A 22,852-nucleotide genomic window follows, 5' to 3' on the forward strand; every position below is an offset into this window, starting at 1 on the left:
CCACGCCGCCGGCTGGCACAGTACGTCCATCGACAACCTCACACCAAGGCGGACACCATGTTGCAGCAAATCTTCAGCCACACTCCCCTCTACGTCTGGGCCATCCTGGGCTTTCTCGTCTACCGCGGCGTGCTGGCCAGCCGCGCCCGCGAAGTGACCTTGCGCAAGCTGTGCATCATTCCGCTCGTCATGCTGGCCCTGTCGCTGAGCGGCGTGCATGGCAGTTTCGGCTTGGCCGGCGTGGCGCCGTTCGCCTGGGTCGCCGGCGCCCTGGCCGGCGCGGCGCTGGCATGGTCGCTGACCAAGACAGACACCATCGTGGCCATTCCCCAGCGGGCCAGCGTGCAGCGCCCCGGCAGCTGGGTACCCATGATCTTGATGATGAGCATTTTCTGCATGAAATATGCGGTCGCCGTGACCCTGGCCGTCGCCCCGGCCTATGCCCATGCGACCAGCTTCATCGTACCTGTCTGCCTCGCCTATGGCTGCTTCAGCGGCATCTTCCTCGGCGGCTTGCTGCGCACCGTGGCCGTGTACCGCCAGGCACACATGACAAGCGGCCCGCAAGGGGCCGCCGTTTAACACATCTATGCCGGCGAACGCCGGCTATCATCTTAGTACGCCAGGGTACGCACGCCTTCCGGCATGCCCAGCAGGCAAACGTTGGCGCCGCGCACGGCGAACAGGCCGACGGCGATGACGCCGACGATCTGGTTGATCTGCTGTTCCAGCGCCACCGGGTCGGCAATTTTCAAGCCCAGCACGTCGATGATCTCGCCGCCGTTATCCGTAATGAACGCTTCGGTGGTGCCTGCCTTCAGGCGCAGGCGGGGCGTGCCGCCCAGCGCGGCCAGCTGGCGCGACACGGCGGCGCGCGCCATCGGCACCACTTCCACCGGCAGCGGGAAGGCGCCCAGGGTTTCCACCAGCTTGGAGCCGTCGGCGATGCAGACGAACTGTTTGGATACGGAAGCAACGATCTTTTCACGCGTCAATGCCGCGCCGCCGCCCTTGATCATGGCGCCGCTGGCCGTGATTTCATCGGCGCCGTCGATGTAGACGGCGATCGACTCGACATCGTTCAAGTCGAAGACGGGAATGCCATGGCCGGCCAGGCGCGCGGCCGTCGCTTCGGACGACGCGACCGTGCCCTTGATGCTGTCCTTGATCTTGGCCAGTTCATCGATGAAGAAATTGGCGGTGGAACCGGTGCCGACGCCGATGATTTCACCTTTTACTACGTAGTCGATGGCGGCGCGGGCTACGGCTTGCTTCAATTCGTCTTGGGTCATGGCATTCAGGCTAAAGTGAGGAATGGCGCTATTTTAACGGATTGCCAGCCCGGCCAGCCGGCCATCATGACCGACAAGGCGCCGCGATACAACAGGCAAGCGCGAAAACCTTGCCATAAGGCAATTGCGCGTCCATTTACACTCTATGCCCTTTAAAATATGCGAAAATGGCACGATTGACCGATATGACGTTTCAGGAATAGCACATGAATCACAGTAAACAGGTACTTGTTGTCGATGACAGCCGGGTTTCACGTTTGATGTCGCATCAGTTCATCCTCAGCAAACATGCCGACTGGCAAGTGATTGAGGCGGCGACGGGTGAGGAAGCCCTGGAGAAAGTCAAGACCGCCACCCCTGTGCTGATACTACTGGATGTCAACATGCCCGGCATGGGCGGCATCGCGGCGGCGGAACAATTGCGCGCGCTGTGTCCGCAGACGCACATCATTCTCGTCACGGCCAATGTGCAGAACGCCACCCGCAACCGCGCCAGCGAACTGGGCGTCGGCTTCATGGAAAAACCGATCACGGAAACGCGCATCCACCAGCTGATCGAATCACTGGGACTGTGAGCATGGTCAATCTTTCCGAACTCGAGAATGATGCCCTGGTAGAGATATTCAACATCGGGGTGGGCCATGCGGCGGCGGCCATGAGCGAGATCGTGAATGAAGAAGTCACCATGTCGGTGCCGTCGATCACCTTCCTGAACCGTGCCGACGCGGCCGCCTTGCTGGGCAGCAAGAAGGATGGCGAACGCATCTGCGGCGTCAGCCAGCATTACGATGGCGCTTTCGCCACCGAAGCCATCCTGATGTTTCCCGAGGACAAGAGCCTGGAAATCGTGCGCCTGATGGTGGGCGACGCCATGCCGCTGCAGGAACTGACGGAGATGGAACAGGAGGCGATGAGCGAGATCGGCAACATCATCCTCAACTCCTGCGTCGGAACCCTGGCCAACCTGTTCGACAGCGAACTGCATGGCTCGCTGCCCCTGTACCACGTGGGCACCAGCGCGGAAATCCTGTCCTCGTTCGGCGGCCAGGATGACGAAGCCGTCGTGCTGATGCTGCATATCGACTTCGTGCTGTCCAAGCACCAGATCCATGGCTATGTGGCCTTCGTGCTCGACCTGTCCGCCCTGCACGACCTGAAACAGCAGGTCAGCCGCTACCTGGCCAAGGTCCTGGGACAGGCGTGACGATCATGCCGGATGCATTGCATCGACTCGCCCTGCTCGAGAGCATACTCGGCGCCGTGAACCTGGGCGCCATCGTGCTCGATGAACAGCACCGCATCGTGCTGTGGAACAGCTGGATGGCGCGCCACTCGGCCCGCCAGGCCGACGCCGTGCTGGGCCAGGATTTCTTCGCCGTCTTCCCGGAAATGCGGCACAAGCGCATCGATTCGGCCATCACCCAGGCCCTGCGCGACAATTTCCAGTCGCTGCTGTCGCAAACCCTGCACAAGGCGCCGTTTGCGCTGTACACGCATGGCGCGGCCACGGGCGGCAACGACGCCGAGGAACGCATGCAGCAAGCCATCGCCGTCACACCGATCAATTTACCCGATTCGCCGCGCCACTGCCTGATCCAGATCAATGACGTCACCATCGCCGTGGGACGCGAAAAGCTGCTGCGCGAACAGACCATGGTCTTGCGCTCGCAAACCTTTTCCGACGGCTTGACGGGCATCGCCAACCGCCGCCACTTCGACGTGGCGATAGAGAAGGAAGTGCGGCGCGCCATGCGCACCAGCAGCCCGCTGTCGCTGCTGATGATCGACATCGACCATTTCAAGGATTACAACGACCATTACGGCCACCAGCAGGGCGATGATTGCCTGATCCGCGTGGCAGCCGAGCTGGCCGCCATGCTGCAGCGCCCCACCGACTTGCTGGCCCGCTATGGCGGCGAAGAATTTGCCGCCATCCTGCCCGATACGGACGCGGCGCAGGCGCTGCGCATGGCCGAGGCGATCCGCCAGCATGCGGCCGACCTGCGCATTCCGCATGCCAAGACGGGCAATGAAGTCAAGCACATCACGGTCAGCATCGGCATCGCCACGCAGTACCCGCAGCAGCCGCTGGCCATCTCCGCCCTGATCGGCGCCGCCGACCGCGCCTTGTACCAGGCCAAGGGCGCCGGGCGCAACCGCGTGATGGCGCAGCCGCTATAAAAAAAGCAACGCAGAGCAAATGATTCCAGTAGACATCTTTACGGCGTGTGCGTAGACTCGTCACTGATTGCAGCAACAATAACAAGAATTTATCTGTGGTATCTATCCCTGCGCATGGCCCACCCATGCGGGACATGGCCAGGAGCGCTTGTGAATCTCGATCCTCCCCTCATATCCGGCTTGCCGGGTGCCGGCATGGATACGACCATGGTGAACGGCATGCGCCTGCTGCTGTCGAGCGCCACCTTGCTGACCCTGTTCATCGACCCCGAAAGCGCCGGCAAGCTGAGCAAGATCACCTGGCTGATCTTTTCCGCCTACACCATGCACAGCCTGCTGCTCTATTTGCTGACCCTGCTGGGCCTCAGCCTGCCGCAGGATATCTTGCTGTACTGGCTGGACGTGGCCTGGTATGCGCTGATCGTGTTTTCCACCAGCAGCCACAACAATTTATTCTTCCTGTTCTTTTTCTTTGCCATCCTGACCTCGTCGTTCCAGCGGGGCTTCGAAGAAGGCGCGCGCGTCACCCTGGCCTCAGCCGGCCTGTTTGCCGCCACCGCCCTGTTCGGCGAAACGGATGCGGAACTGTCGCGCCTGCTATTGCGCACCACCTTCCTGCTGGCGCTCGGCTACATGATCGCCTACTGGGGCGGCTCGGCCATCACCCAGCGCAGCCACCTGGCGCTGCTGCGCGATGTCAGCCAGCTGTCCAATCCGCGCTTCGGCGTCGACCAGACCATCACCTCGGTGCTGGAAAAAACCCGCAGTTATTTCAACGGCCGCAGTTGCCTGCTGATCATGCAGGACAAGGGCACGCGGGTCTGGTCGCTGCGCAGCGTGATTCATACGGGCACGGGCGTCGTGCATACGAGTTCGATCCTCAGCGACGATGCGGCCAGTCCCCTGCTCGCTTTCCCGTACGACAAGATCGCCCTGTACAACCAGCCCGCCGGCCGCTGGCTGCCATGGTCAGGCGGCGCGCGCATGCTCGAGCCCGACAGCGGGCGCTGGCTGCGGCACGACGACGCGGCAGGCGGCCGCCTGGCCGAACTGCTCGAAGCGCACGCCTTCATCAGCGCGCCGCTGCCCTTGCGCAACGGCAAGGGCCGCATCTTCATCGTGTCCGCCACCAGCATGAGCAAGACGGACGCCCTGTTTCTCAGCCATATCGGCGCGCAAGCGTTCCCCGTCATTGAAAACATCGATCTGCTCGACCGTCTGGCATCGCAGGCGGCCTCGCGCGAGCGCGAAAAGATCGCGCGCGACTTGCATGACACGGCCGTGCAGCCGTATATCGGCTTGCGCCATGCCCTGGCCGCCCTGCGCAACGAAGCCACGCCGGGCAACCCGCTGCTGCCCGAGCTGGAAAAGCTGATCATCATGTCGGGCCAGGTGATCACCGACCTGCGCAGCTACGCGCGCACGTTCAAGAATGGGCAAGTGCAAAGCGAGCCGGAACTGCTGGTCGCGCTGCGCCGCCAGGCCACGCAGATCCGCGAATTCTATGGCATCGACATCGCCCTGCATATCGAAGGCGACCTGCACATCAACGACCGCCTGGCGGCCGAAGTGTTCCAGATCGTCAACGAAGGCATGAGCAATATCCGCAAGCATACGTCGGCGCGCCACGGCGCCGTCAAGCTGACCTGCGTGCAGGGCGCGCTGCACATCAGCATCGACAACGAATGCGCCGCCGCGCACGTCCCCGACTTCCTGCCCGACTCGCTGGCCGAGCGCGCCGCCGCCCTGGGCGGTACCGCCCGCGTCACGCATGGCATGCTGGGCAACACCTCCGTGCAGATCGAGATCCCCATATGAATGACTTACGCCACATCCCTCCGGCCGGCCATGTCATCAGCGTCATGCTGGTGGACGATCACAAGACCATGCTGTGGGGCCTGGAGCGGCTGATCGGCGGCGAGCACTCGGGCATGCGCGTGGTCGCCACGGCGTCCGACAGCGCCGAGGCGCTGGAACAGGCGAAGGCGCTGCAACCGGATGTGATCGTGCTGGACCTGGACCTGGGCGGCATCAGCTCGCTGGCCATCCTGCCCGCGCTGGCGCAGTGCGGCAGCACGCGCGTGCTGGTGCTGACGGCCAGCCACGACCAGGCCATCCTGGACCAGACGGTACTGAAAGGCGCGCGCGGCATCGTCAGCAAGGACGCGCCGGCGGAAATGGTCTTGAAAGCCATCGAAAAGGTGTACCAGGGCGAACTGTGGCTGGAACACGCGATGCTGGGACGCATGCTCACGCAGCTGACCCAGCCCGGCGGCGGGTCGGCGCAAGCCATCGCCGTCGCCAGCCTGACCCTCAAGGAAAGAAAGATCATCGCCGCGCTGGTGCACGGCAGCGGCACGCCGGCCAAGCTGCTGGCGGACCAGCTGTTCATCTCCGAACACACCTTGCGCAATCACCTGACGTCGATCTACCGCAAGCTGGGCGTGTACAACCGCCTGGAACTGTACGCCTACGCCACCAAGCACCAGCTGGGCCAATTGCCGCCCGGCGCCTGACGCCGCCGCTCCCCCTGCCCGGCCACTGCACGGCCGCGCACGCCCTTCCCCGCCACCTCCCTGCGCCAGCCACCGGCATGGCCTCCCTTCGCCCCTGCACGCCAAACTCGACCATGACAATTGTCACGGAAAAAACAAGCAGTTCCTCCTCGCAATAAAAGGATGTTCTTCTGATGTAGATCAAGGTGCCGACTTCTATAGTGGATTTACCGGAGTGCAAATCACCGCGCGGCCCACCACAACACGGAGCACAGCATGCGCTTTGACAAGTTTCTTCCGACAGCCCTGATCACCTATTTACAGGGCAAGGAAAAGGCTGCGTTCTACCGCTATGCACTTGTGGCGGCCCTCATGGCGGTGGTCTGCATCATCGGACTGCTGGCACTGGGCGAAAGTCCATGAGTGCGCCAGGAAGCAACGCTGCCATGCCGTTTTACCCACCGCTGTACTTTAACCACCACCAGGAGTTGTCATGAACCTCATCAAAAACTTTATCCGCGAAGAAGATGGCGTCACCGCAATCGAGTATGGCCTGATCGCTGCCCTGATTGCCGTAGTGATCATCGCTGCCGTCACCATCGTCGGCACGCAGCTGAAAAAAACGTTCAGCACCATCGGCACCAAGCTCACCTCCGCCAATACCGCTGCCGCCTGAACACGGTACTCCGGGCTGGCACGTCGCCAGTCCGGTTACCGCCAGGTCAATGCCACAGGCAAGTTTCCCCCTGCTCACCTATCAGAGGCCCATCGTGAAAACTCTCTTCAGCCGTTTATCCGACGAGTCCGCCGTCACGGCGATCGAGTACGCGCTGCTGGCGGGCCTGATCGCGGCAGTGCTGGTGATCACGATCACCCTGCTCGGTGACCAGGTCAAGCTGCTGTTTGTCTACGTCAAGGACCAAGTGGTCCTGGCCCTGTCATGAATACCCTGCGCGCCTCGCTGCGCACCCACCGCGCCCTGCTGCTGATCGTGCTGCTGTATGCCGCCGCCGCCGCACTGCTGGCCGGCGGCCTGCCCAGCGCCTCGGACACCCTCAACGTACTGGCCGGCTTCCTCGTGGCCATCCTCACGGGCCCCGTCTTCATCCTGTGCGGCTACACCATCCATGTCATGGTGGTGAAACGCCCGCACCGCCTGTGCCACTATCTGTACCACGATCTGCGCCGCTACCTGAGCAACGAGCGCCTGCTGCACGCGCTGCCGGCCATGCTGCTGATCCCCATATTCGCCTCCAGCTTCACCGTCTTCAAGGCCGCCATCCCCCGCCTGCATCCGTACACCTGGGATGCCAGCCTGTCCGCCTGGGACATGGCGCTGCATGGCGGCAAGGCCCCATGGGAAAGGCTGCAGCCGCTGCTGGGCCACCCGCTCATCACGGGCCTGCTCAACTTCAGTTACCACTTCTGGTTCTTCCTGTTCTACGCCATCCTGTACTGGCTCATCCTCGATACCCGCCGGCCGCTGCTGCGCATGCAGTTCCTGCTCAGCTTTGCGCTGACCTGGATCGCCCTGGGCAGCATCCTGGCCGTGCTGTTTGCCTCGGTCGGCCCCTGCTACTACGGCCACCTGCACACCAGCGACCCGTATGCGCCGCTGATGGCCTACCTGCATGACGCCAACCAGCACGTCCCCGTGTGGGCCCTGCAAGTGCAGGACATGCTGTGGCAAGGCTATCAAAGCAAGGGCACGAACGGCGAACTGGGCATCTCCGCCATGCCCAGCATGCATGTGGCCACGGCCGTGCTGATGGCGATCATGGGCTGGAAAGTGAGCCGCGCCGCCGGGCTCGCCCTGTCCGCCTTCGCCGTGCTGATCCTGCTCGGCTCCATCCACCTGGGCTGGCACTATGCGCTCGACGGTTATGTGGGTGCGGCCGGCGCGGCGCTGGTGTGGCACCTGGTGGGACGCATGCTGGGCAGCCAGGCCGCAGCCCCCGCCATGAACCTGGCCACGGCGCCCTGTCTGAGCAAGGGAGGACTGACATCATGAGCGCCCGCCTGCCCATGCTGCTGTGCCTGGCCGTGCTGGCCACCCTGCTCGCCGCCGCGCTGTGGCACGACCTGCGCACGCGCCGCATCCCCAACCTGCTGGTGCTGTGGGGTACGCTGGCTGGGCTGATCCTGAACAGCTTCGTGCCATCCGGCGACGGCCTGTTCGACGCCTCCTTCGGCGGCCTGGGCCTGCTGCAGGCGCTGGCCGGCGCCGGCGCCGGACTGGCCCTGCTGCTGCCCATGTACCTGCTGCGCGCCCTCGGCGCCGGCGACGTCAAATTGATGGCCATGTGCGGCGCCTTCCTCGGCCCCGATGCGGTGCTGGAAGCGGCCCTGCTGACCTTCCTGTGCGGCGGCGTGCTGGCCCTGGCCGCCGCGCTGGCAGGCCGCCGCCTGCGCCTGGTGCTGCGCAACACCTATCACATGATGCTGGGCGCGCTGCTGCACAGCCTTGCCGGCGGCGCCGCCACGATCGCCGAACCGCCGCCAGCCACCGGCAAGCTGGCCTACGCCTTCGCCATTGCCAGCGGCACCGCGCTGCAGGTGTTCCTGCAATACCACCATCTGTGGAGCCTGCGCTGAAACGCGCCGCTCCGACGACCAGCCACCACAGGACCCGACCATGCACACCCTCGCCACCCTCTGCCACTCGCGCCACGCCAGCCTGTTCACCAGCATCGCCATGGCTTGCCTGTGGACTTTCTTCGCCAGTGCCCACGTGGTGGGCTACCTGCACGGCGGCGACTGGAGCTATTTGCTGTTCTGCGCCGCCGAAACCCTCGCCGCCCTGTTCTTCATCGTGCGCTCGGCCCCCGTCAGCGTCTCCACCGATGCGGGCGACTGGCTGCTGGCCATCGGCGCCACCTTCGCCCCCTTCCTGCTCTCGCCCGCCGACATGGCCATCTGGCCCGGCGCGCGCTACCTGCTGGCCCTCGGCAGCCTGCTGCAGATCGCCGGCCTGCTGTCGCTGAACCGCAGCTTCGGCCTGGTGGCGGCGCAGCGGGAGATCAAGACGGGCGGCGCCTACCGCGTGGTGCGCCATCCGCTGTATGCCAGCTACCTGATTTCCCTGAGCGGCTACCTGCTGGCCAATACCTCGCCCATGAACGGCGTCGTGTACGTGCTGGCCATGCTGATGCTGGTGGCGCGTTTGCTGCGCGAAGAGCGCTTCCTGTCCACCGACGTGCGCTACCGCGTCTACATGCGGCAGGTGAAGTACCGCCTGCTGCCCTTCATTTTCTGATAACCGGCCACCCAAGCAAGAGGAGTACCTATCATGCCTGACACCTATCCAGAACGCAGCGACGGCGGCGGCATCGAGCCGGCGGCCAAGCGCGCGCCACGCACGGTCGAGGAAACGGGATTGCCCTTCCTGTTCCTGGTCGAACTGCTGGTCAAGATACTCTTCCTGCGCGGCCAGATCGGCCTGCCCGCCCTGTCGACGCACGTGAAACTGGGCGCCGGCGTGCTCGAACCGCTGCTGACCTTCATGCGCGCCGAAAAGCTGTGCGAGGCACGCCGCAACGGCGGCAGCGGCACCGACGCCGACCTGTATTACCTGCTGGGCGACCAGGGCCGCCTGCGCGCCGCCGAATACATGCGCCGCAATGCCTACAGCGGTCCCGCCCCCGTCACCCTGGCCGACTACAGCAACCAGGTGCTGGCGCAAAGCGTGGCGGACATGCAGGTCACCCGCGACGACGTGCAGCGCGAATTTCGCGACGTGGTGGCCAGTTCGGCCGTGCTCGACCAGCTGGGCGCGGCCATGAATTCCGGGCGCGCCCTGTTCTTCCACGGCCCCGCCGGCAGCGGCAAGAGCTACCTGGCCGAGCGTCTGAACGGCCTGCTCAGCGGCGCCATCGCCCTGCCCCATGCCGTGATGGTCGACGGCGAAGTGCTGCCCTTCCTCGACCCCATGCTGCACACCCTGTCGCACGGCGGCTCCGTGCCGCCCGACCCGCGCTGGGTGCGCGCCGAGCGTCCCGCCGTGCTGACGGGCGGCGAGCTGACGCTCGACATGCTGGACCTGCAATTCGACCAGGGTAACCGCCTGTACCAGGCGCCGCCGCACCTGAAGGCCAATAACGGCATCTTCATCATCGACGACCTGGGCCGCCAGCGCTGCTCGCCCGTGGAGCTGATGAACCGCTGGATCGTGCCGATGGCGCGGCATATCGATTACCTGTCGCTGCACACGGGCTACAAATTCCCCGTGCCCTTCGACGTCATCGTCGTGTTCTCGTCGAACCTGGCGCCGCAGCACCTGGCCGACGACTCCTTCCTGCGCCGCATCGGCTACAAGATCCACGTGGGCCCCCTGAGCGCCTACCACTACCTGGCCGTGTTCCGCAGCACCTGCGCCCAGCTGGGCATCAATTTCGACGAAGCCTCCTACACCTACCTGCTGCACCTGCACAGCCAGTACCAGCGGCCCTTGCTGGCCTGCTATCCGCGCGACATCCTGGCGCAGGTGTGCGACCAGGCGCGCTATGAAGACCACGCAGCGCAGCTGAATCCGGAAGTGCTGCTGTGGGCATGGAAAAACTATTTCGGCAGCGATGACGACCTTGCAAGCACACATAACGGACCGGCAGCGGTCCAGCACAAAGGGGAAGCAAAATGAGAAACGCACGCGCTCTGACGATGATGGCCATTGCGGTCATCCTGGCGTTCGCCGCGGTCATCGTGGCCGCGCGCTGGATCAATGCCCAAGCCTCGGGCAACATCAACAAGGTGGCCGTGGCCCAGGTCGACATCAGCCTGGGCGCGCGCCTCACGCCCGACATGGTCCGCATGGTGGACTGGCCATCGAACGCGCTGCCGCCGGGCGCCGTCAACGATCCGAAACTGCTGGAAACGCGCGTCACGCGCACCAGCATCCAGCACGGCGAACCGATCATGGAAGGCAAGCTGGCGCCTCCCGGCACGCAAGGCGGCCTGTCGGCCGTCGTCGCCGAGGGCAAGCGCGCCATGACCGTGCGCGTCAACGATGTGGTGGGCGTGGCCGGCTTCGCCCTGCCCGGCAACTTCGTCGACATCCTCGTCAACACCCAGGGCGAAGGGGCGCGCAAGACACCGGACCGCGATCCGAACATATCCAAGATCGTGCTCGAACGCATCCTCGTGCTGGCCATCGCCCAGGAATCGAGCCGCGACGACACCAAGCCCAAGGTGGTCAACGCCGTGACCCTAGAGCTGACGCCGGAGCAGGCGGAAAAACTCGACCTGGCGCGCAGCGTGGGCACCCTGTCGCTGGTGCTGCGCAACCAGGTCGAGGACAAGCCCGTCAACACGGAAGGCGCCACCAAATCCAGTTTGCTCGATGAAAAAGTCGCCATGGCAGCCCCCGCCGCCATGGTGCAAGCCAAGCCGCTCCCCCGCCGCCGTCCTGCCGCAGCAGCTGCGCCACAGGCCGGTCCACGCGTCGATGTCATCAAGGGGCTGGAACGCAGCTCCCAACAATTCTAACCTGCACCAGAGGAGCCTAGCCATGAGTACATATCGCACAGCAAGCGGCATCCGGGGCCTGCGCCTGGCGCTTGCCATCGCCGCCATCGGCGCCCTGGCGCCCCGGGCGCACGCCGAGCCAGTCGCCGCCACGGCCGCTACCGCCGTCGCTGCCGAAACGGGCGCCGCCAGGAGCAGCCGGGCCGCCGTCCGTCCCAAGTCCACGCCGCCGCAAAGCGAATCGCGCACCGGCCGCACCGAGATGGCGCCGCAAATGAGCCTGGCCGAAGGCAAGTCGACCCTGGTGCGCCTGCCGTTCGCCGCCAGCCGCATGTCCGTCGGCGATCCGCGCATCGCCGACGTGATCCTGCTCAACCCCACCGAGGTGTACCTGCTGGGACGCTCCGTCGGCACCACCAACCTGATCCTGTGGAACAAGAGCAATGACGCCACCATCATCGACCTGGCCGTCGGCATCGACAGCAGCAGCCTGCAGGCACGCATGGCCGAGCTGCTGCCGAACGAAAAGATCCACGTCACGGTGGCAGGCGACACGCTGATCCTGTCGGGCATGGTCAGCGATGTCGTCAAGGCCGACCAGGCCCTGTCGCTGGCCAACGCCTATGTGCAGCGCAGCACCCGCAGCGGCGGCGCCACCTCCGGCGCAGCGCCGGCCGCAGGCGCCGCCGCTCCAGCCCCTGCGCCCGATGCGGGCATGCCGCGCGTGATCAACCTGCTGTCGATCGCCGCGCCGCAGCAGGTAATGCTGGAAGTGAAGGTGGCCGAGGTGTCGAAGGTGCTGGTCGACCAGCTGGGCGCCAGCCTGGGCATCAACAAGACCATCGGCAGCTGGTCGTATTCGCTGCTGTCCAGCCTGCTCAGCAACAATCCCAGCGGCTTGAGCGGCGCCAGCAAGAACAACTTCTTCAACCTCGACGCGCAAAAACGCGATGGCCTGATCAAGGTGCTGGCCGAACCGAACATCATGGCCATCAGCGGGCAGGAGGCGAGCTTCCTGGCCGGCGGCAAAATCTTCATCCCCGTCAGCCAGACCAACAATGGCGGCGTGCCCACCATCACGCTGGAAGAGAAGGAATTCGGCGTGGCCGTGAAATTCACGCCCACCGTGCTCGAAGGGGGACGCATCAACCTGAAGGTGGCGCCGGAAGTGTCGGACCTGAACAAGGACGGCATCGGCATCACCGCCACCGGCATCTCGGCCACCGCCGTCCTGCCTTCGTTTACGACGCGGCGCGCCACCACCACGGTGCAGCTGTTCGACGGCCAGAGCTTCGCCATCGGCGGCTTGATCAAGAACAACGTGACCAGCAATATCAAAGCCTTGCCGGGCCTGGGCGAAGTGCCCGTGCTGGGTGCCCTGTTCCGCAGCACGGACTTCCAGACGGACCGTTCGGAACTGGTCTTCATCATCACGCCGCACCTGGTCAAGCCGCTGCCGGCCGACTACAAGCTGCCCACCGACGGCTACATCCAGCCGACGCGCGGCGACATGTTCATGCAGGGAAAAATGGAAGGCAGCGCCCCTGCGCCCGCCCCCGCAGCGCCAGCAGCCCCCATGCAGCCGCAAGCGGCCGCGCCCCAGCCTGCCGCCGGCTTCGACCTCAAATAGGAGAACACCATGAAAACCGCTCATTGCCTGCCTTACGCCGCCCTGGTATGCCTGCTGGCCGGCTGCACCGCCACCACCACGCCCGTGCTCGATTCGCACTTCGGCGAATCGGTAGCCCTGCTCAAGGCCCAGCAGATCATGTATCCGGACGCCTACCGCAATACCAACCCCGTCAGCGGCATCGACGGCAAGGCCGGCGCCAGCGCCTACCAGCGCTACCAGAAATCGTTTGCGGCGCCGGACCCGCAACCGAATGTCTTCACCATCGGCGTGGGCGGACGCCAGTAGGCGCCAGTCCCGCGATGCACTTCCCCAAGGCCACCAGGAGACAGCCATGAACACCGCATTCCGCAGGCACGACAAGCAGCAGGGCGCGATCGCCATCGTGCTGGGGCTCACCCTGGTGGTACTGTTTGCCATGGGCGGCCTGGTGCTGGACCTGGGCCACCTGTACATCGCCAAGACGGAGCTGCAGAACGGCGCCGACAGCTCGGCGCTGGCAGGCGCCGTGGAGCTCAATCAAAGCGCCGCCGGCATCGACAACGCGCAGACGAAGGCCATCGCCATCGCGCAAAAGAACCGCTACGATTTTTCCACCACCCTGACCATCACGGCCGCCAACATCAGCTTCGGCCCCAGCCCGGACGGGCCATGGTCGTCCGGCGCCAGCGCCCGCACCAGCCCCCAGGGCCAGACCTTCATCCGCGTCGACACGGGCAGCAAGACCTTCGCCACCTACCTGATGGGCATCGCCGGCATCGCCAGCACCAGCACCTCGGGCGTGGCGGTGGCAGGCCGCTTCGTCAACGACGTCACGCCGATCGGCGTGTGCGCCGTCGATCCGGCCAACAAGACGGCGCAATACACGTATCCGGCCGCACCGGCCGGCACGGGCCTGACGGAACTGCTGGAATTCGGCTTTCGCCGCGGCGTCACCTACAACCTGTTCGGCCTCAATCCACTGGGCGGCTCGTCCGATCCCTACCTGATCAACCCCGTCGACGCGCCCCCTGGCGCCTGCGACGCTTCGCATTCCAGCGCCAATTCCACCGCGCCGTTCATGTGCACGGGCAGCAGCGCCGTCGTCAGCAGCGGCTCGGGCAAGGTCTACACGAACACAGGCTTGAGCGCCGGCAAGATCGCAGCCGCCCTCAATTCGCGCTTCGACGATTATTCCTCGCCTTCCGTGTGCGACCCCGCGACGGCACCGCCGGATACCAACATCAAGGAATATCCATGCAAGGGCGGCGGATCGCCCTGCGTCGCCAGCGCCGCCAACTCGCCGCCCACCGGCTGGATGGAACCGGGCGCCAGCACCTTGCCCAGCCAGCAATCGGTCAGCCTGTCCGGCAACAAGCCGAACTACCGCCTGCCGCCGGCCTTCACGACGCCCGTGACGGCGGCCCAGGCGCAGTTCGCCGGCTACGGCGTGCTGTGGTCCTACGGCCCCGCCTACCAAAGCAACGGCGCCACCCCGGCCAAGGCCGGCACGGCCTATAGCGTCGCGGACGCCAACGCCAATCCCATGTACAGCACGGCCAAGGCGAACTACTTCGACACGGCCAGCTACCCCGTCAGCCCCGGCGCAAGCTTTCCTGCCAGTACGCCGCCTTCGCCGTACAACCAGACCAGCGGCCCCACGTTCCAGGCGCCCTCGGCAGCCCATCCGGGCCGCAACAACCGGCGCATCCTCAACGTGGTGCTGGTCGACTGCCGCACGGCGCCCGTGGGACCGGCCTCGTGCGGCTCCATGGATGCCGTGGGCATCGGCAAATTCTTCATGACGATGAAGGCCGATTTCAGCGGCGGCGCGCGCCTCGACGTCGAGTTCGCGGGCCTGATCGAGCCCGTGCCGAATTCCGAAATCAAACTCTACAAGTGAGGCGGCCATGCGCATCCCCCTTCCCCCCCTCAGGCAGCGCGGCGGCGCCGCCGTCGAATTCGGCATCGTGCTGGCCCTGCTGGTTACCCTGCTGGCCGGTATCTTCGGCTTCGGCCGCGCCTTCTGGTACTACGACGCGCTGACCAAGGCCACGCGCGACGCGGCGCGCAACATGTCCGTCAAGGCAAAGGCGAGCATCTCCTCGCAGGGCGTGCCGGCGGCCAGGCAGACGGTGGTCGATGCGGCCGTCAGCGCCGGCATCAGCGGCTTCACCACGGCCAACGTAACGGTTACCTGCCTGGACGCGAGCTTCAACGACAGCAGCTGCACCGATGGCACGGCGCCGGGCGGCATCCGCGTCGAAGTCGTCAACTACACGCTGTCGGTGGGCCAGTACCTGCCCTTCGTCATCGGCGCGGCCAGCAGCTATGCCACGCCGCTGTCGCCGCGCACCACCATGCGCTACATGCTGTAAGGAGAACGCCATGCGCCACCGCCTTCCGCTTGCACCCCGGGCCGGCCGCCAGCACGGCGCCGCCGCCGTCGAATTCGCCCTGGTGGCGCTGCTGTTTTTCACCCTGCTGTTCGGCATCCTCGAATTTGGCCGCATGCTGTACCTGTACAACACGGTGCAGGAAGTGAGCCGCCGCGCCGCGCGCGAAGCGGTGGTGCGCTGGATCGACCAGACCGACGCCGTCAAGACGCTGGCCCTGTTCGGCGGCACGGCCCTGCCGGCCGCCCCGGAACTGACGGCCGCCAACATCACCATCAGCTACCTGAACAAGAGCGGCGCCGAAGTGACCTCGCCGCCCACCGATCCCGGCGACAACCTGTCGGCCTGCGGCGACAACACGCGCACGGCCAGCTGCATCGACAGCGTGCGCGTATCGATCGACAACGTCAGCTATACGCCAATGGTCAGCCTGTTCGGTTTTCTCAATATCGCCGTACCCGCCTCGGTGGTGGTCATGCACGCCGAAAGCCTGGGCTTCCAGATCAACTGAACGCCTTTACCAGGAGTACCACGTGAATATCGTCATCGTCTCGAAAAATGAAGCCCAGCTCAAGCGGCTCACCCGCCTGCTGCGCGAACGCAGCGCGGCCGACCGCGTCGCGCTGCTGGCGAGCATACCGGATGTCTTCGACAACGGCGTCACGCCGGACTTGCTGCTGCTGGAGCAGGAGCAGACGGGCGAGGCGGAGCTGGAACAGCTGGAACTGCTGGGCGGGCGCCATCCGAACCTGGCCATCATCGTGCAATGTACGCAGCAAAATCCGCAATTCCTGCTGCGCTCGATGCGCGCCGGCGTACGCGAAGTGCTGCAACCGGACGACGACGCAGCCCTGTGCGCCGCCTTGCGCCGCATCGAGGAAAAACTGCAAAAACAGGTCACGCGCAAGGGCCAGGTACTGGCCTTCGTCTCGTGCAAGGGCGGCAGCGGCGCCACCTTCATCGCCGCCAACCTCGGCTACGCGCTGGCCGCCGGCGAACAGCGCAAGGTGGCGCTGTTCGACCTGAACCTGCAGTTCGGCGACGCCGCCCTGTTCGTCTCGGACCACAAGCCGGCCACCACCCTGTCGCAGCTGTCGCAGCAGATCGTGCGCCTCGACGCTTCGCTGCTCAGCGCCAGCATGATCCAGATCACGCCCGCCTACAGCGTGCTGGCAGCCGCCGACGATCCCGCCCATGCGGCCGATGTCGAAGCTGACCATATCGACCGTCTGCTGACCCTGGCGCGCAGCCAGTACGACTACATCCTGCTCGACGTGGGACGCGGCCTCGACCCCGTCAGCGTGCGCGCGCTGGACCGGGCCGACCTGATCTTCCCCGTGCTGCAGGCAACGCTGCCGTATGTGCGCGACGGCAAGCGCCTGCTCGACGTGTTCCGCGGCCTGGGCTACCGCGAAGACAAGATCCGCCTGATCCTGAACCGCTATGCCAGCAGCGACAACATCCGCGTGGCCGACCTGGAAGCGGCGTATGGCAAGCATGTCTACAAATCCATCCCCAACCACTACGAGGCGGTGGCGGCCTCCGTCAGCCAGGGCGTGCCCATCCTCAAGCTGGCGTCGCACAATCCCGTCTCGCGCGCCCTGCAGGAACTGGCCGCCAGCCTGGCCGGCGAGACCCCGCCCGCCGCGCAAGGCTGGGTTTCGCGGCTGCTGGCGCGCGCCTGATACCCCCTATTTACCGGAGACCGACCATGACTGCCGAAAAACTCACCCTGCGGGACCGACTGGGCTATGCCCAGGATGACGCCAGCCTGAATGACGATGCCGCGCACCAAGGCGCATCGAGCCAGAGCTACCAGCAACTCAAGCACCGCACCCACCAGGCGCTGCTTGACCGCGTCGACCTGGAGGGCATGCAGCGCCTGTCGCGCGAACAGATCCGCGAAGAACTGAAAATCCTCGTCAGCGACGTGCTCACGGAAGACAATGTGGTGATCAACGAGCTGGAACGGCGCTCGCTGATCCGCGACATCCAGGACGAGGTGCTCGGCTTCGGCCCGCTCGAACCGCTGCTGGCCGATCCCGGCGTGTCCGATATCCTCGTCAACACCTACCGCCAGGTGTATGTCGAACGCCATGGCCGCCTGGAGCTGAGCGACGTCTGCTTCACCGACGACGCCCACCTGATGAAAATCATCGACAAGATCGTCTCGCGCGTGGGCCGCCGCATCGATGAATCGAGCCCCATGGTCGATGCACGCCTGCCCGACGGTTCGCGCGTCAACGCCATCATCCCGCCGCTGGCCATCGACGGCCCCGTGATGTCGATCCGCCGCTTCTCGGCCCAGCCCCTGCGCCTGGCCGACCTGATGCTCAAGCACAGCCTGACGGAGGAAATGAGCACCACCCTGCAGGCGCTGGGCAAGGCCAAGGTCAACATCCTGATCTCGGGCGGCACGGGCAGCGGCAAGACCACCATGCTCAATGCGATTTCCGGCTTCATCAGCACGGCCGAACGCATTGTCACCATCGAGGACGCGGCCGAACTGCAGATGCAGCAGCCGCACGTGGTGCGCCTGGAAACGCGGCCCGCGAACATCGAGGGCAAGGGCGAAGTGACGCAGCGGGCGCTGGTGCGCAACGCGCTGCGCATGCGTCCCGACCGCATCATCCTGGGCGAGGTGCGCGGCGCCGAGGCGCTCGACATGCTGGGCGCCATGAACACGGGCCACGAAGGCTCGATGGCCACCATCCACGCCAACACCCCGCGCGACGCGCTGACGCGGCTGGAAAACATGATCAGCATGGCCTCGGCGGGCCTGCCCGTGAAAGCCATGCGCCAGCAGATCAGTTCCGCCATCAGCGTGGTGGTGCAGGTGGCGCGCCTGACGGACGGCAAGCGCAAGATCATTTCGATCCAGGAGATCACGGGCATGGAAGGCGAGATGATCACCATGCAGGAAATCTTCACCTTCCGCCAGACAGGCATCGGCGAGGACGGCACGGTGCAGGGGCACTTCCATGCCAGCGGCGTGCGGCCGCATTTCCTAGAACGCCTGCGCGCCTTCGGCATCAGCCTGCCGGAAACCCTGTTCGATCCCGCCCGCCAGTACCATTAAGGGGAGCATCATGGACTATCTCTATTACGTATTCGCCATCCTCACCTTCATCGCCGTGGTGCTGCTGATCGAGGGACTGTACCTGGCGTGGAACACGTCGCGCGGACCGGAAGCGGAACGGGTCGCGCGCCGCCTGCGCATCATGTCGGCCGGCGCGCATGGCGACGCGGGCAGTTCGATGATCAAGAAGCGCCTGCTGAGCGACACCCCGGCCCTGCAACGCGTGCTGCTCAGCGTGCCCCGCGTGCATGCGCTCGACCGCCTGCTGGAACAGTCGGGCCTGAGCTGGAGCGTGGCCAGCTTCGCCGGCGTGATGCTGGCCTCGGCCAGCGCGGCGTTTTTGCTGCTCAGCTACTTCGCCGTGCCGTGGCTGCTGCGCCTGCCCCTGGTGGCCGGCGCGGCCCTGCTGCCGCTGCTGGTGGTCTTGCGCGCCAAGGCCAAGCGCCTGCAGCGCATCGAGCAGCAATTGCCCGATGCGCTGGACCTGATGGCGCGCGCCCTGCGCGCCGGCCACGCCTTTCCCACCGCCCTGAAAATGGTCGGCGATGAAATGAACGCGCCGCTGGCCGTGGAATTTCGCGCCACCTTCGACGAAGTCAATTTCGGCATCGCCATGCAGGATGCCCTGATGAACCTGGCCACGCGCGTGCCCAGCACGGACTTGCGCTACTTCGTCATCGCCGTGCTGATCCAACGCGAAACGGGCGGCAACCTGGCCGAACTGCTCGACAGCATCAGCCGCATCATCCGCGAGCGCATCAAGCTGCTGGGACAGGTGCGCGTGCTGTCGGCCGAAGGCCGCCTGTCGGCCTGGATCCTGTCCCTGCTGCCGTTCGGCGCGGCGGCCATGATCCACCTCACCAATCCGCAGTTCCTGGAAATGCTGTTCGTCGACCCGGGCGGACGCAAGATGCTCGTCGGCGCCCTGCTGCTGATGGTGTGCGGCGTCCTGGTCATGCGCAGTATCATCCGCATCCGTGTCTGAGCCCGCAAGGAGAATCCTCATGAACCCCGTCCATTTCGCCTTCCTCGCCCTGCTTTTCATTGCCGTCTTCGGCACCGTGCTGGTGGCCATGCGCAGCTTTGCACCCGATCCCTTGCGCCAGCGCATGGACAACGCCACAGGCAAGAGCGCGGCGGCGCCTGGCGCCTCCGCACCCAGCCCCTGGCTGGCGCGCATGGTGCGCCTGAGCGGTCCCCTGGCCAAACTGTCGCTTCCCGACCAGGGCTGGGAAGGCTCCGTGATGCGCCGGCGCTTCATGAATGCCGGCTTGCGCCAGGCGTCGGCGCCCATCCTGTTCTTTTCCGCCAAGACCATGCTGGCCATCGGCCTGCCCCTGCTGCTGTTCCTGGGACTGAGCGCCTCAGGCAGCCAGATGGCGGGCAAGGCATTGCTGTTCTGGCTGCTGATCGTCGCCGCCATCGGCTACTACCTGCCCAATATTGTCCTGGCGCAAATGATCAAGCGGCGCCAGCGCGATATCTTTGAAAGCTTTCCCGATGCGCTGGACTTGATGACGGTGTGCGTGGAAGCGGGCCTGGCCATGGATGCGGCGCTGGCCAGGGTAGCGTCCGAAATCGCGCTGAAAAGCACCGTGCTGGCAGAGGAACTCCACCTGGTGATGCTGGAACTACGCGCCGGCAACACCAAGGAGCGGGCGCTGCGCAACCTGGCCCTGCGCACGGGCGTCGAGGATGTCGACGCGCTGGTGGCCATGCTGATCCAGGCCGAGCGCTTCGGCACCAGCATCGCCGCCTCGCTGCGCGTGCAGTCGGATCAGCTGCGCACCAAGCGCCGCCAGATGGCCGAGGAAGAAGCGGCGAAGATCGCCCTCAAGCTGCTGTTCCCGCTGATCTTTTTCATCTTCCCGTCGCTGCTGGTCGTCCTGATGGGACCAGCCTTCCTGCAAATTTACCGCGTGCTCCTGCCCAGCATGGGCAGCGGCAACTGACCGGAGAACCGCCATGTCACAGCACACCACCCTGATGCTCATGCTCGCCTGCGCCGGCCTGCTGCCCGCCTGCGGCCACCTGCCCGGCCCGGCCAGCCAGGGTAGTCACGCTGCGCCGCCCCAGGCGCGCATCGATGACAGCGCCGCCACCCGCACCACAGCGTTCTGCAAGCTGGGCAAGCGCCAGCAGGAACTGGGCGATCAGCGCGCGGCGCTGGCGGCGTACCGCGAAGCCCTGCTGCTGACACCCGACTCGGCCGATGCCCGCAATGGCGCCGCCGTGCTGCACGCGCAGCTGGGCCAGCTGGAAACGGCACGCGCGATGCTGCAGGCGCTGGCACAGGAGGCGCCGACGGCCAGGACCTACAACAACCTCGGCTACGTGCTGTATCTGCAGGGCGACTACGCGCAGGCGGCAAGCGTGCTGCGCCAGTCGCTGCAGCTCGACAACGGCCAGCAGCCGGCGCGCGCCAATCTGGAGCTGGCCATCGCGGCGCTGGCGCGCAGCATCGGCACGGTCGATGTGGCCGATGCGGGCGATGCCGCCACGCAGTCCCTCGCGCCCGACTTGGCGCCAGCGGCGCCTGCCAGCCGCCTGCAACTGACGCAATTGCAGCCGAATATCTTCGCGCTGAGCTGGCGCGATGCTCCCGTGGCGGCGCGCGCCGCCTTGCCCGCTCCGGCAAAAACGGTGGCGCTGGCGGCGCCGCTGCCACGGCTGGAAGTCATCAACGGCAATGGCGAAACGGGGATGGCGGCGCGCATGCGCGGCATGCTGGGTGGCATGGGCATCAGCGTACTGCGGCTGGGCAACCAGCGGCCATACGGCGTCCAGGCCAGCAGCATCGTCTACCGGCCCGGCCATGCGCAGGCGGCCGCCACCCTCGCCCTCGCCTTGGGCGGCATGCCGCAACTGCAAGCGTCTGATGACAGCGGCATCGGCACGGGCGCCGACCTGCGTTTATTGCTGGGCAAGGATGCGGCGGCCAGCCTGCGCGCGCCGGATGCGCGCCTGGCATCGAACACGGCACCGTAGCAGTGGCATCAGCGGCGGCGTCAGCGTGGCAGCAGGCGGCGGTTGGCGGGATCGAGCAGGAAGCCCTGCAGGATCTCCTGCAGTTGCGGCAGCTTCGCCACATAGGTGGGGATGCCCAGCTGGCGCGCGCCGAAGTAGTGGGCGATGAGGTCGCCCTGCTGTTCCATGTTGAAGTCGGACAGGACGCCGCCCGCCTGCGCGTCGTAGCGGTAGGCGCGCTGCCGGATGTAGCCGCCGCACAGCGCCAGCAACACGCCATGCAGCAGCACGCTGTAGCCGAGCTGGTATTGCCACACATGCACCATCTCGTGGATGAAGAACAGCTTGCCGCCATTGCCTTCGCGGGAAAAATCGTCGCGGTACTGGGCCGGCATGAAGTGCAGGCTGCCGCGCGGCGTCATCGCCGTGTTCTGATCCTGCAAGCCAAATGGTAGAAAGGAGCCGCGCACGACGCGCACGCGCGTGTAGTCGATGGCGCCCTGGAAGACGCTGCGGGCCATGGCGGTTTCGCCGATGGTGAGGGGACGGCGCAAGACGCGCATAAGAAGAGGAGAAAAAAGCGCGGCAGGCATGCATGCCTGCCGCATTATCAAAGCGTCAAGTTCCTGACAGAAGCGTAGCGAGCGGCAGCGATTTGTGGCCAAGAAGCGCAACCGTGCTGGAGCACGGTGAGCATCGCAGGCCGCAAAGCGCGACGCGCAGTAGCTTATGTCAGGTACGACTAAACCGAGCGCAGGCCGCTGGCAGCCTTGGCGATTTCCGTGATGCGGTCCCAGTTACCGGCTGCGATCGCGTCTTTCGGCGTCAGCCACGAACCGCCCACGCAGGCGACGTTCTTGCACGCCAGGAACTGCGACGCCGTCTCTTGCGAGATGCCGCCCGTCGGGCAGAACGTGATGTCCGGCAGCGGGCCGTAAATGGCGTTGAGCATGCCGATGCCGCCCGCCGGCACGGCCGGGAACAGTTTCAGCTGCTGGAAGCCATTTTCGCGCGCCGCCATCACTTCGCCGGGTGTCATCACGCCTGGCAGCAAGGGCAAGCCGCTGCTTTTCGCCGCCGCCACCAGCGCGGACGTCAGGCCTGGCGAGACGCCGAAGACGGCGCCCGCGTCGCGCGCCTGCGCGAATTCCTCGGGACGGGTCAGGGTGCCGACGCCGACGATGGCGCCCGGCACGGCCGACATGGCACGGATCGCTTCCAGGCCGTGCTTGGTGCGCAGGGTCACTTCCAGCACGCGGATGCCGCCCGCCACCAGCGCGCGCGCCAGCGGTACGGCATGTTCAGGATCGTCGATCGCAATCACGGGGATCACGCTCGAGGTGCGCATAATTTCCAGTAGTGTCATGGTCATC

General features: G+C 65.6%; 27 protein-coding genes. 24 read left to right on the forward strand and 3 right to left on the reverse strand.

Annotated elements, in window-relative coordinates:
- Positions 1 to 12 precede the first annotated feature (12 nt).
- Positions 13 to 582: a DUF6622 family protein gene (locus O3298_RS03045; RefSeq protein ID WP_369811506.1), complete on the forward strand. Its 570-nt coding sequence runs from the start codon at positions 13 to 15 to the stop codon at positions 580 to 582.
- Positions 583 to 614: 32 nt separating this feature from the next.
- Here the strand turns inward: O3298_RS03045 and rpiA are convergent, their stop codons facing one another.
- Positions 615 to 1,292: a ribose-5-phosphate isomerase RpiA gene (gene rpiA, locus O3298_RS03050; protein ID WP_077407708.1), complete on the reverse strand. Its 678-nt coding sequence runs from the start codon at positions 1,290 to 1,292 to the stop codon at positions 615 to 617.
- A 206-nt stretch (positions 1,293 to 1,498) separates the two neighbouring features.
- On the opposite strand from rpiA, the gene O3298_RS03055 reads away from it, so the two are divergent.
- From O3298_RS03055 to O3298_RS03165, 23 genes are all read left to right on the forward strand, one after another.
- A complete protein-coding gene (locus tag O3298_RS03055; RefSeq protein ID WP_077407710.1) occupies positions 1,499 to 1,867 on the forward strand; it encodes a response regulator in 369 nt (122 codons plus the stop codon).
- Positions 1,868 to 1,869: 2 nt separating this feature from the next.
- Positions 1,870 to 2,496 carry a chemotaxis protein CheC gene (locus O3298_RS03060; RefSeq protein WP_034786994.1) on the forward strand — a complete coding sequence of 209 codons (627 nt, stop codon included), beginning with the start codon at positions 1,870 to 1,872 and terminating at the stop codon, positions 2,494 to 2,496.
- Positions 2,497 to 2,501: 5 nt separating this feature from the next.
- On the forward strand, positions 2,502 to 3,473 hold the full coding sequence (locus tag O3298_RS03065) for a sensor domain-containing diguanylate cyclase (protein WP_289898622.1): 972 nt from the start codon (positions 2,502 to 2,504) through the stop codon (positions 3,471 to 3,473).
- 150 nt (positions 3,474 to 3,623) lie between these two features.
- The gene (locus O3298_RS03070; RefSeq protein WP_305058497.1) at positions 3,624 to 5,291 is read left to right on the forward strand and encodes a sensor histidine kinase; all 1,668 of its coding nucleotides are present in this window, start codon (positions 3,624 to 3,626) and stop codon (positions 5,289 to 5,291) included.
- Positions 5,288 to 5,989, forward strand: a complete 702-nt coding sequence (locus O3298_RS03075) for a response regulator transcription factor (protein WP_251350351.1) — start codon at positions 5,288 to 5,290, stop codon at positions 5,987 to 5,989. Before O3298_RS03070 ends, O3298_RS03075 begins: the two co-directional genes overlap by 4 nt.
- Positions 5,990 to 6,244: 255 nt before the next feature.
- A complete protein-coding gene (locus O3298_RS03080; RefSeq protein WP_158300249.1) occupies positions 6,245 to 6,391 on the forward strand; it encodes a hypothetical protein in 147 nt (48 codons plus the stop codon).
- A 70-nt stretch (positions 6,392 to 6,461) separates the two neighbouring features.
- Complete coding sequence (locus tag O3298_RS03085) at positions 6,462 to 6,644, forward strand: Flp family type IVb pilin (protein WP_035821247.1); 183 nt, start codon at positions 6,462 to 6,464, stop codon at positions 6,642 to 6,644.
- 94 nt (positions 6,645 to 6,738) lie between these two features.
- Positions 6,739 to 6,912, forward strand: a complete 174-nt coding sequence (locus tag O3298_RS03090) for a Flp family type IVb pilin (protein ID WP_077407717.1) — start codon at positions 6,739 to 6,741, stop codon at positions 6,910 to 6,912.
- Entirely contained in the window at positions 6,909 to 7,979 is a 1,071-nt protein-coding gene (locus tag O3298_RS03095; RefSeq protein ID WP_305058498.1) for a phosphatase PAP2 family protein, read from the forward strand. The genes O3298_RS03090 and O3298_RS03095 overlap by 4 nt, the downstream gene beginning before the upstream one ends.
- Entirely contained in the window at positions 7,976 to 8,563 is a 588-nt protein-coding gene (locus O3298_RS03100; protein ID WP_289916774.1) for a prepilin peptidase, read from the forward strand. The genes O3298_RS03095 and O3298_RS03100 overlap by 4 nt, the downstream gene beginning before the upstream one ends.
- A 40-nt stretch (positions 8,564 to 8,603) precedes the next feature.
- Positions 8,604 to 9,224, forward strand: a complete 621-nt coding sequence (locus tag O3298_RS03105) for an isoprenylcysteine carboxylmethyltransferase family protein (RefSeq protein ID WP_289916776.1) — start codon at positions 8,604 to 8,606, stop codon at positions 9,222 to 9,224.
- Between the two features lie 33 nt (positions 9,225 to 9,257).
- Entirely contained in the window at positions 9,258 to 10,604 is a 1,347-nt protein-coding gene (locus O3298_RS03110; protein ID WP_180278711.1) for an ATP-binding protein, read from the forward strand.
- Positions 10,601 to 11,449 (forward strand): Flp pilus assembly protein CpaB, encoded by an 849-nt coding sequence (gene cpaB, locus O3298_RS03115; RefSeq protein WP_099666909.1) that lies wholly within the window; start codon positions 10,601 to 10,603, stop codon positions 11,447 to 11,449. The genes O3298_RS03110 and cpaB overlap by 4 nt, the downstream gene beginning before the upstream one ends.
- Positions 11,450 to 11,471: 22 nt before the next feature.
- Positions 11,472 to 13,058, forward strand: a complete 1,587-nt coding sequence (locus O3298_RS03120) for a type II and III secretion system protein family protein (RefSeq protein WP_305058499.1) — start codon at positions 11,472 to 11,474, stop codon at positions 13,056 to 13,058.
- A gap of 9 nt (positions 13,059 to 13,067) precedes the next feature.
- Positions 13,068 to 13,346, forward strand: a complete 279-nt coding sequence (locus tag O3298_RS03125) for a hypothetical protein (protein WP_305058500.1) — start codon at positions 13,068 to 13,070, stop codon at positions 13,344 to 13,346.
- Positions 13,347 to 13,392: 46 nt separating this feature from the next.
- On the forward strand, positions 13,393 to 14,940 hold the full coding sequence (locus O3298_RS03130) for a TadE/TadG family type IV pilus assembly protein (RefSeq protein WP_305058501.1): 1,548 nt from the start codon (positions 13,393 to 13,395) through the stop codon (positions 14,938 to 14,940).
- Between the two features lie 7 nt (positions 14,941 to 14,947).
- On the forward strand, positions 14,948 to 15,415 hold the full coding sequence (locus O3298_RS03135) for a TadE/TadG family type IV pilus assembly protein (RefSeq protein WP_289903960.1): 468 nt from the start codon (positions 14,948 to 14,950) through the stop codon (positions 15,413 to 15,415).
- Positions 15,416 to 15,425: 10 nt separating this feature from the next.
- Complete coding sequence (locus O3298_RS03140) at positions 15,426 to 15,944, forward strand: TadE/TadG family type IV pilus assembly protein (protein ID WP_099666904.1); 519 nt, start codon at positions 15,426 to 15,428, stop codon at positions 15,942 to 15,944.
- A gap of 22 nt (positions 15,945 to 15,966) precedes the next feature.
- Complete coding sequence (locus O3298_RS03145; protein ID WP_289911138.1) at positions 15,967 to 17,118, forward strand: AAA family ATPase; 1,152 nt, start codon at positions 15,967 to 15,969, stop codon at positions 17,116 to 17,118.
- 26 nt (positions 17,119 to 17,144) lie between these two features.
- Positions 17,145 to 18,512, forward strand: coding sequence for a CpaF family protein (locus O3298_RS03150; protein ID WP_099379045.1), 1,368 nt, complete (start codon positions 17,145 to 17,147; stop codon positions 18,510 to 18,512).
- A gap of 10 nt (positions 18,513 to 18,522) precedes the next feature.
- Positions 18,523 to 19,497 (forward strand): type II secretion system F family protein, encoded by a 975-nt coding sequence (locus tag O3298_RS03155; protein WP_289916782.1) that lies wholly within the window; start codon positions 18,523 to 18,525, stop codon positions 19,495 to 19,497.
- A 19-nt stretch (positions 19,498 to 19,516) separates the two neighbouring features.
- Positions 19,517 to 20,464, forward strand: coding sequence for a type II secretion system F family protein (locus O3298_RS03160; RefSeq protein ID WP_289911140.1), 948 nt, complete (start codon positions 19,517 to 19,519; stop codon positions 20,462 to 20,464).
- A 13-nt stretch (positions 20,465 to 20,477) separates the two neighbouring features.
- A complete protein-coding gene (locus O3298_RS03165; protein ID WP_305058502.1) occupies positions 20,478 to 21,500 on the forward strand; it encodes a LytR C-terminal domain-containing protein in 1,023 nt (340 codons plus the stop codon).
- A 20-nt stretch (positions 21,501 to 21,520) separates the two neighbouring features.
- Here O3298_RS03165 and O3298_RS03170 read toward each other — a convergent pair whose 3' ends face one another.
- The gene (locus tag O3298_RS03170; RefSeq protein WP_305058503.1) at positions 21,521 to 22,033 is read right to left on the reverse strand and encodes a Rhs element Vgr protein; all 513 of its coding nucleotides are present in this window, start codon (positions 22,031 to 22,033) and stop codon (positions 21,521 to 21,523) included.
- Between the two features lie 188 nt (positions 22,034 to 22,221).
- Positions 22,222 to 22,851, reverse strand: coding sequence for a bifunctional 4-hydroxy-2-oxoglutarate aldolase/2-dehydro-3-deoxy-phosphogluconate aldolase (eda, locus tag O3298_RS03175; protein WP_289903953.1), 630 nt, complete (start codon positions 22,849 to 22,851; stop codon positions 22,222 to 22,224).
- Position 22,852 lies beyond the last annotated feature (1 nt).

The sequence above is a fragment of the Janthinobacterium sp. SUN137 genome (genome assembly GCF_030587265.1).
Taxonomy (GTDB): Bacteria; Pseudomonadota; Gammaproteobacteria; order Burkholderiales; family Burkholderiaceae_D; genus Janthinobacterium; species Janthinobacterium kumbetense.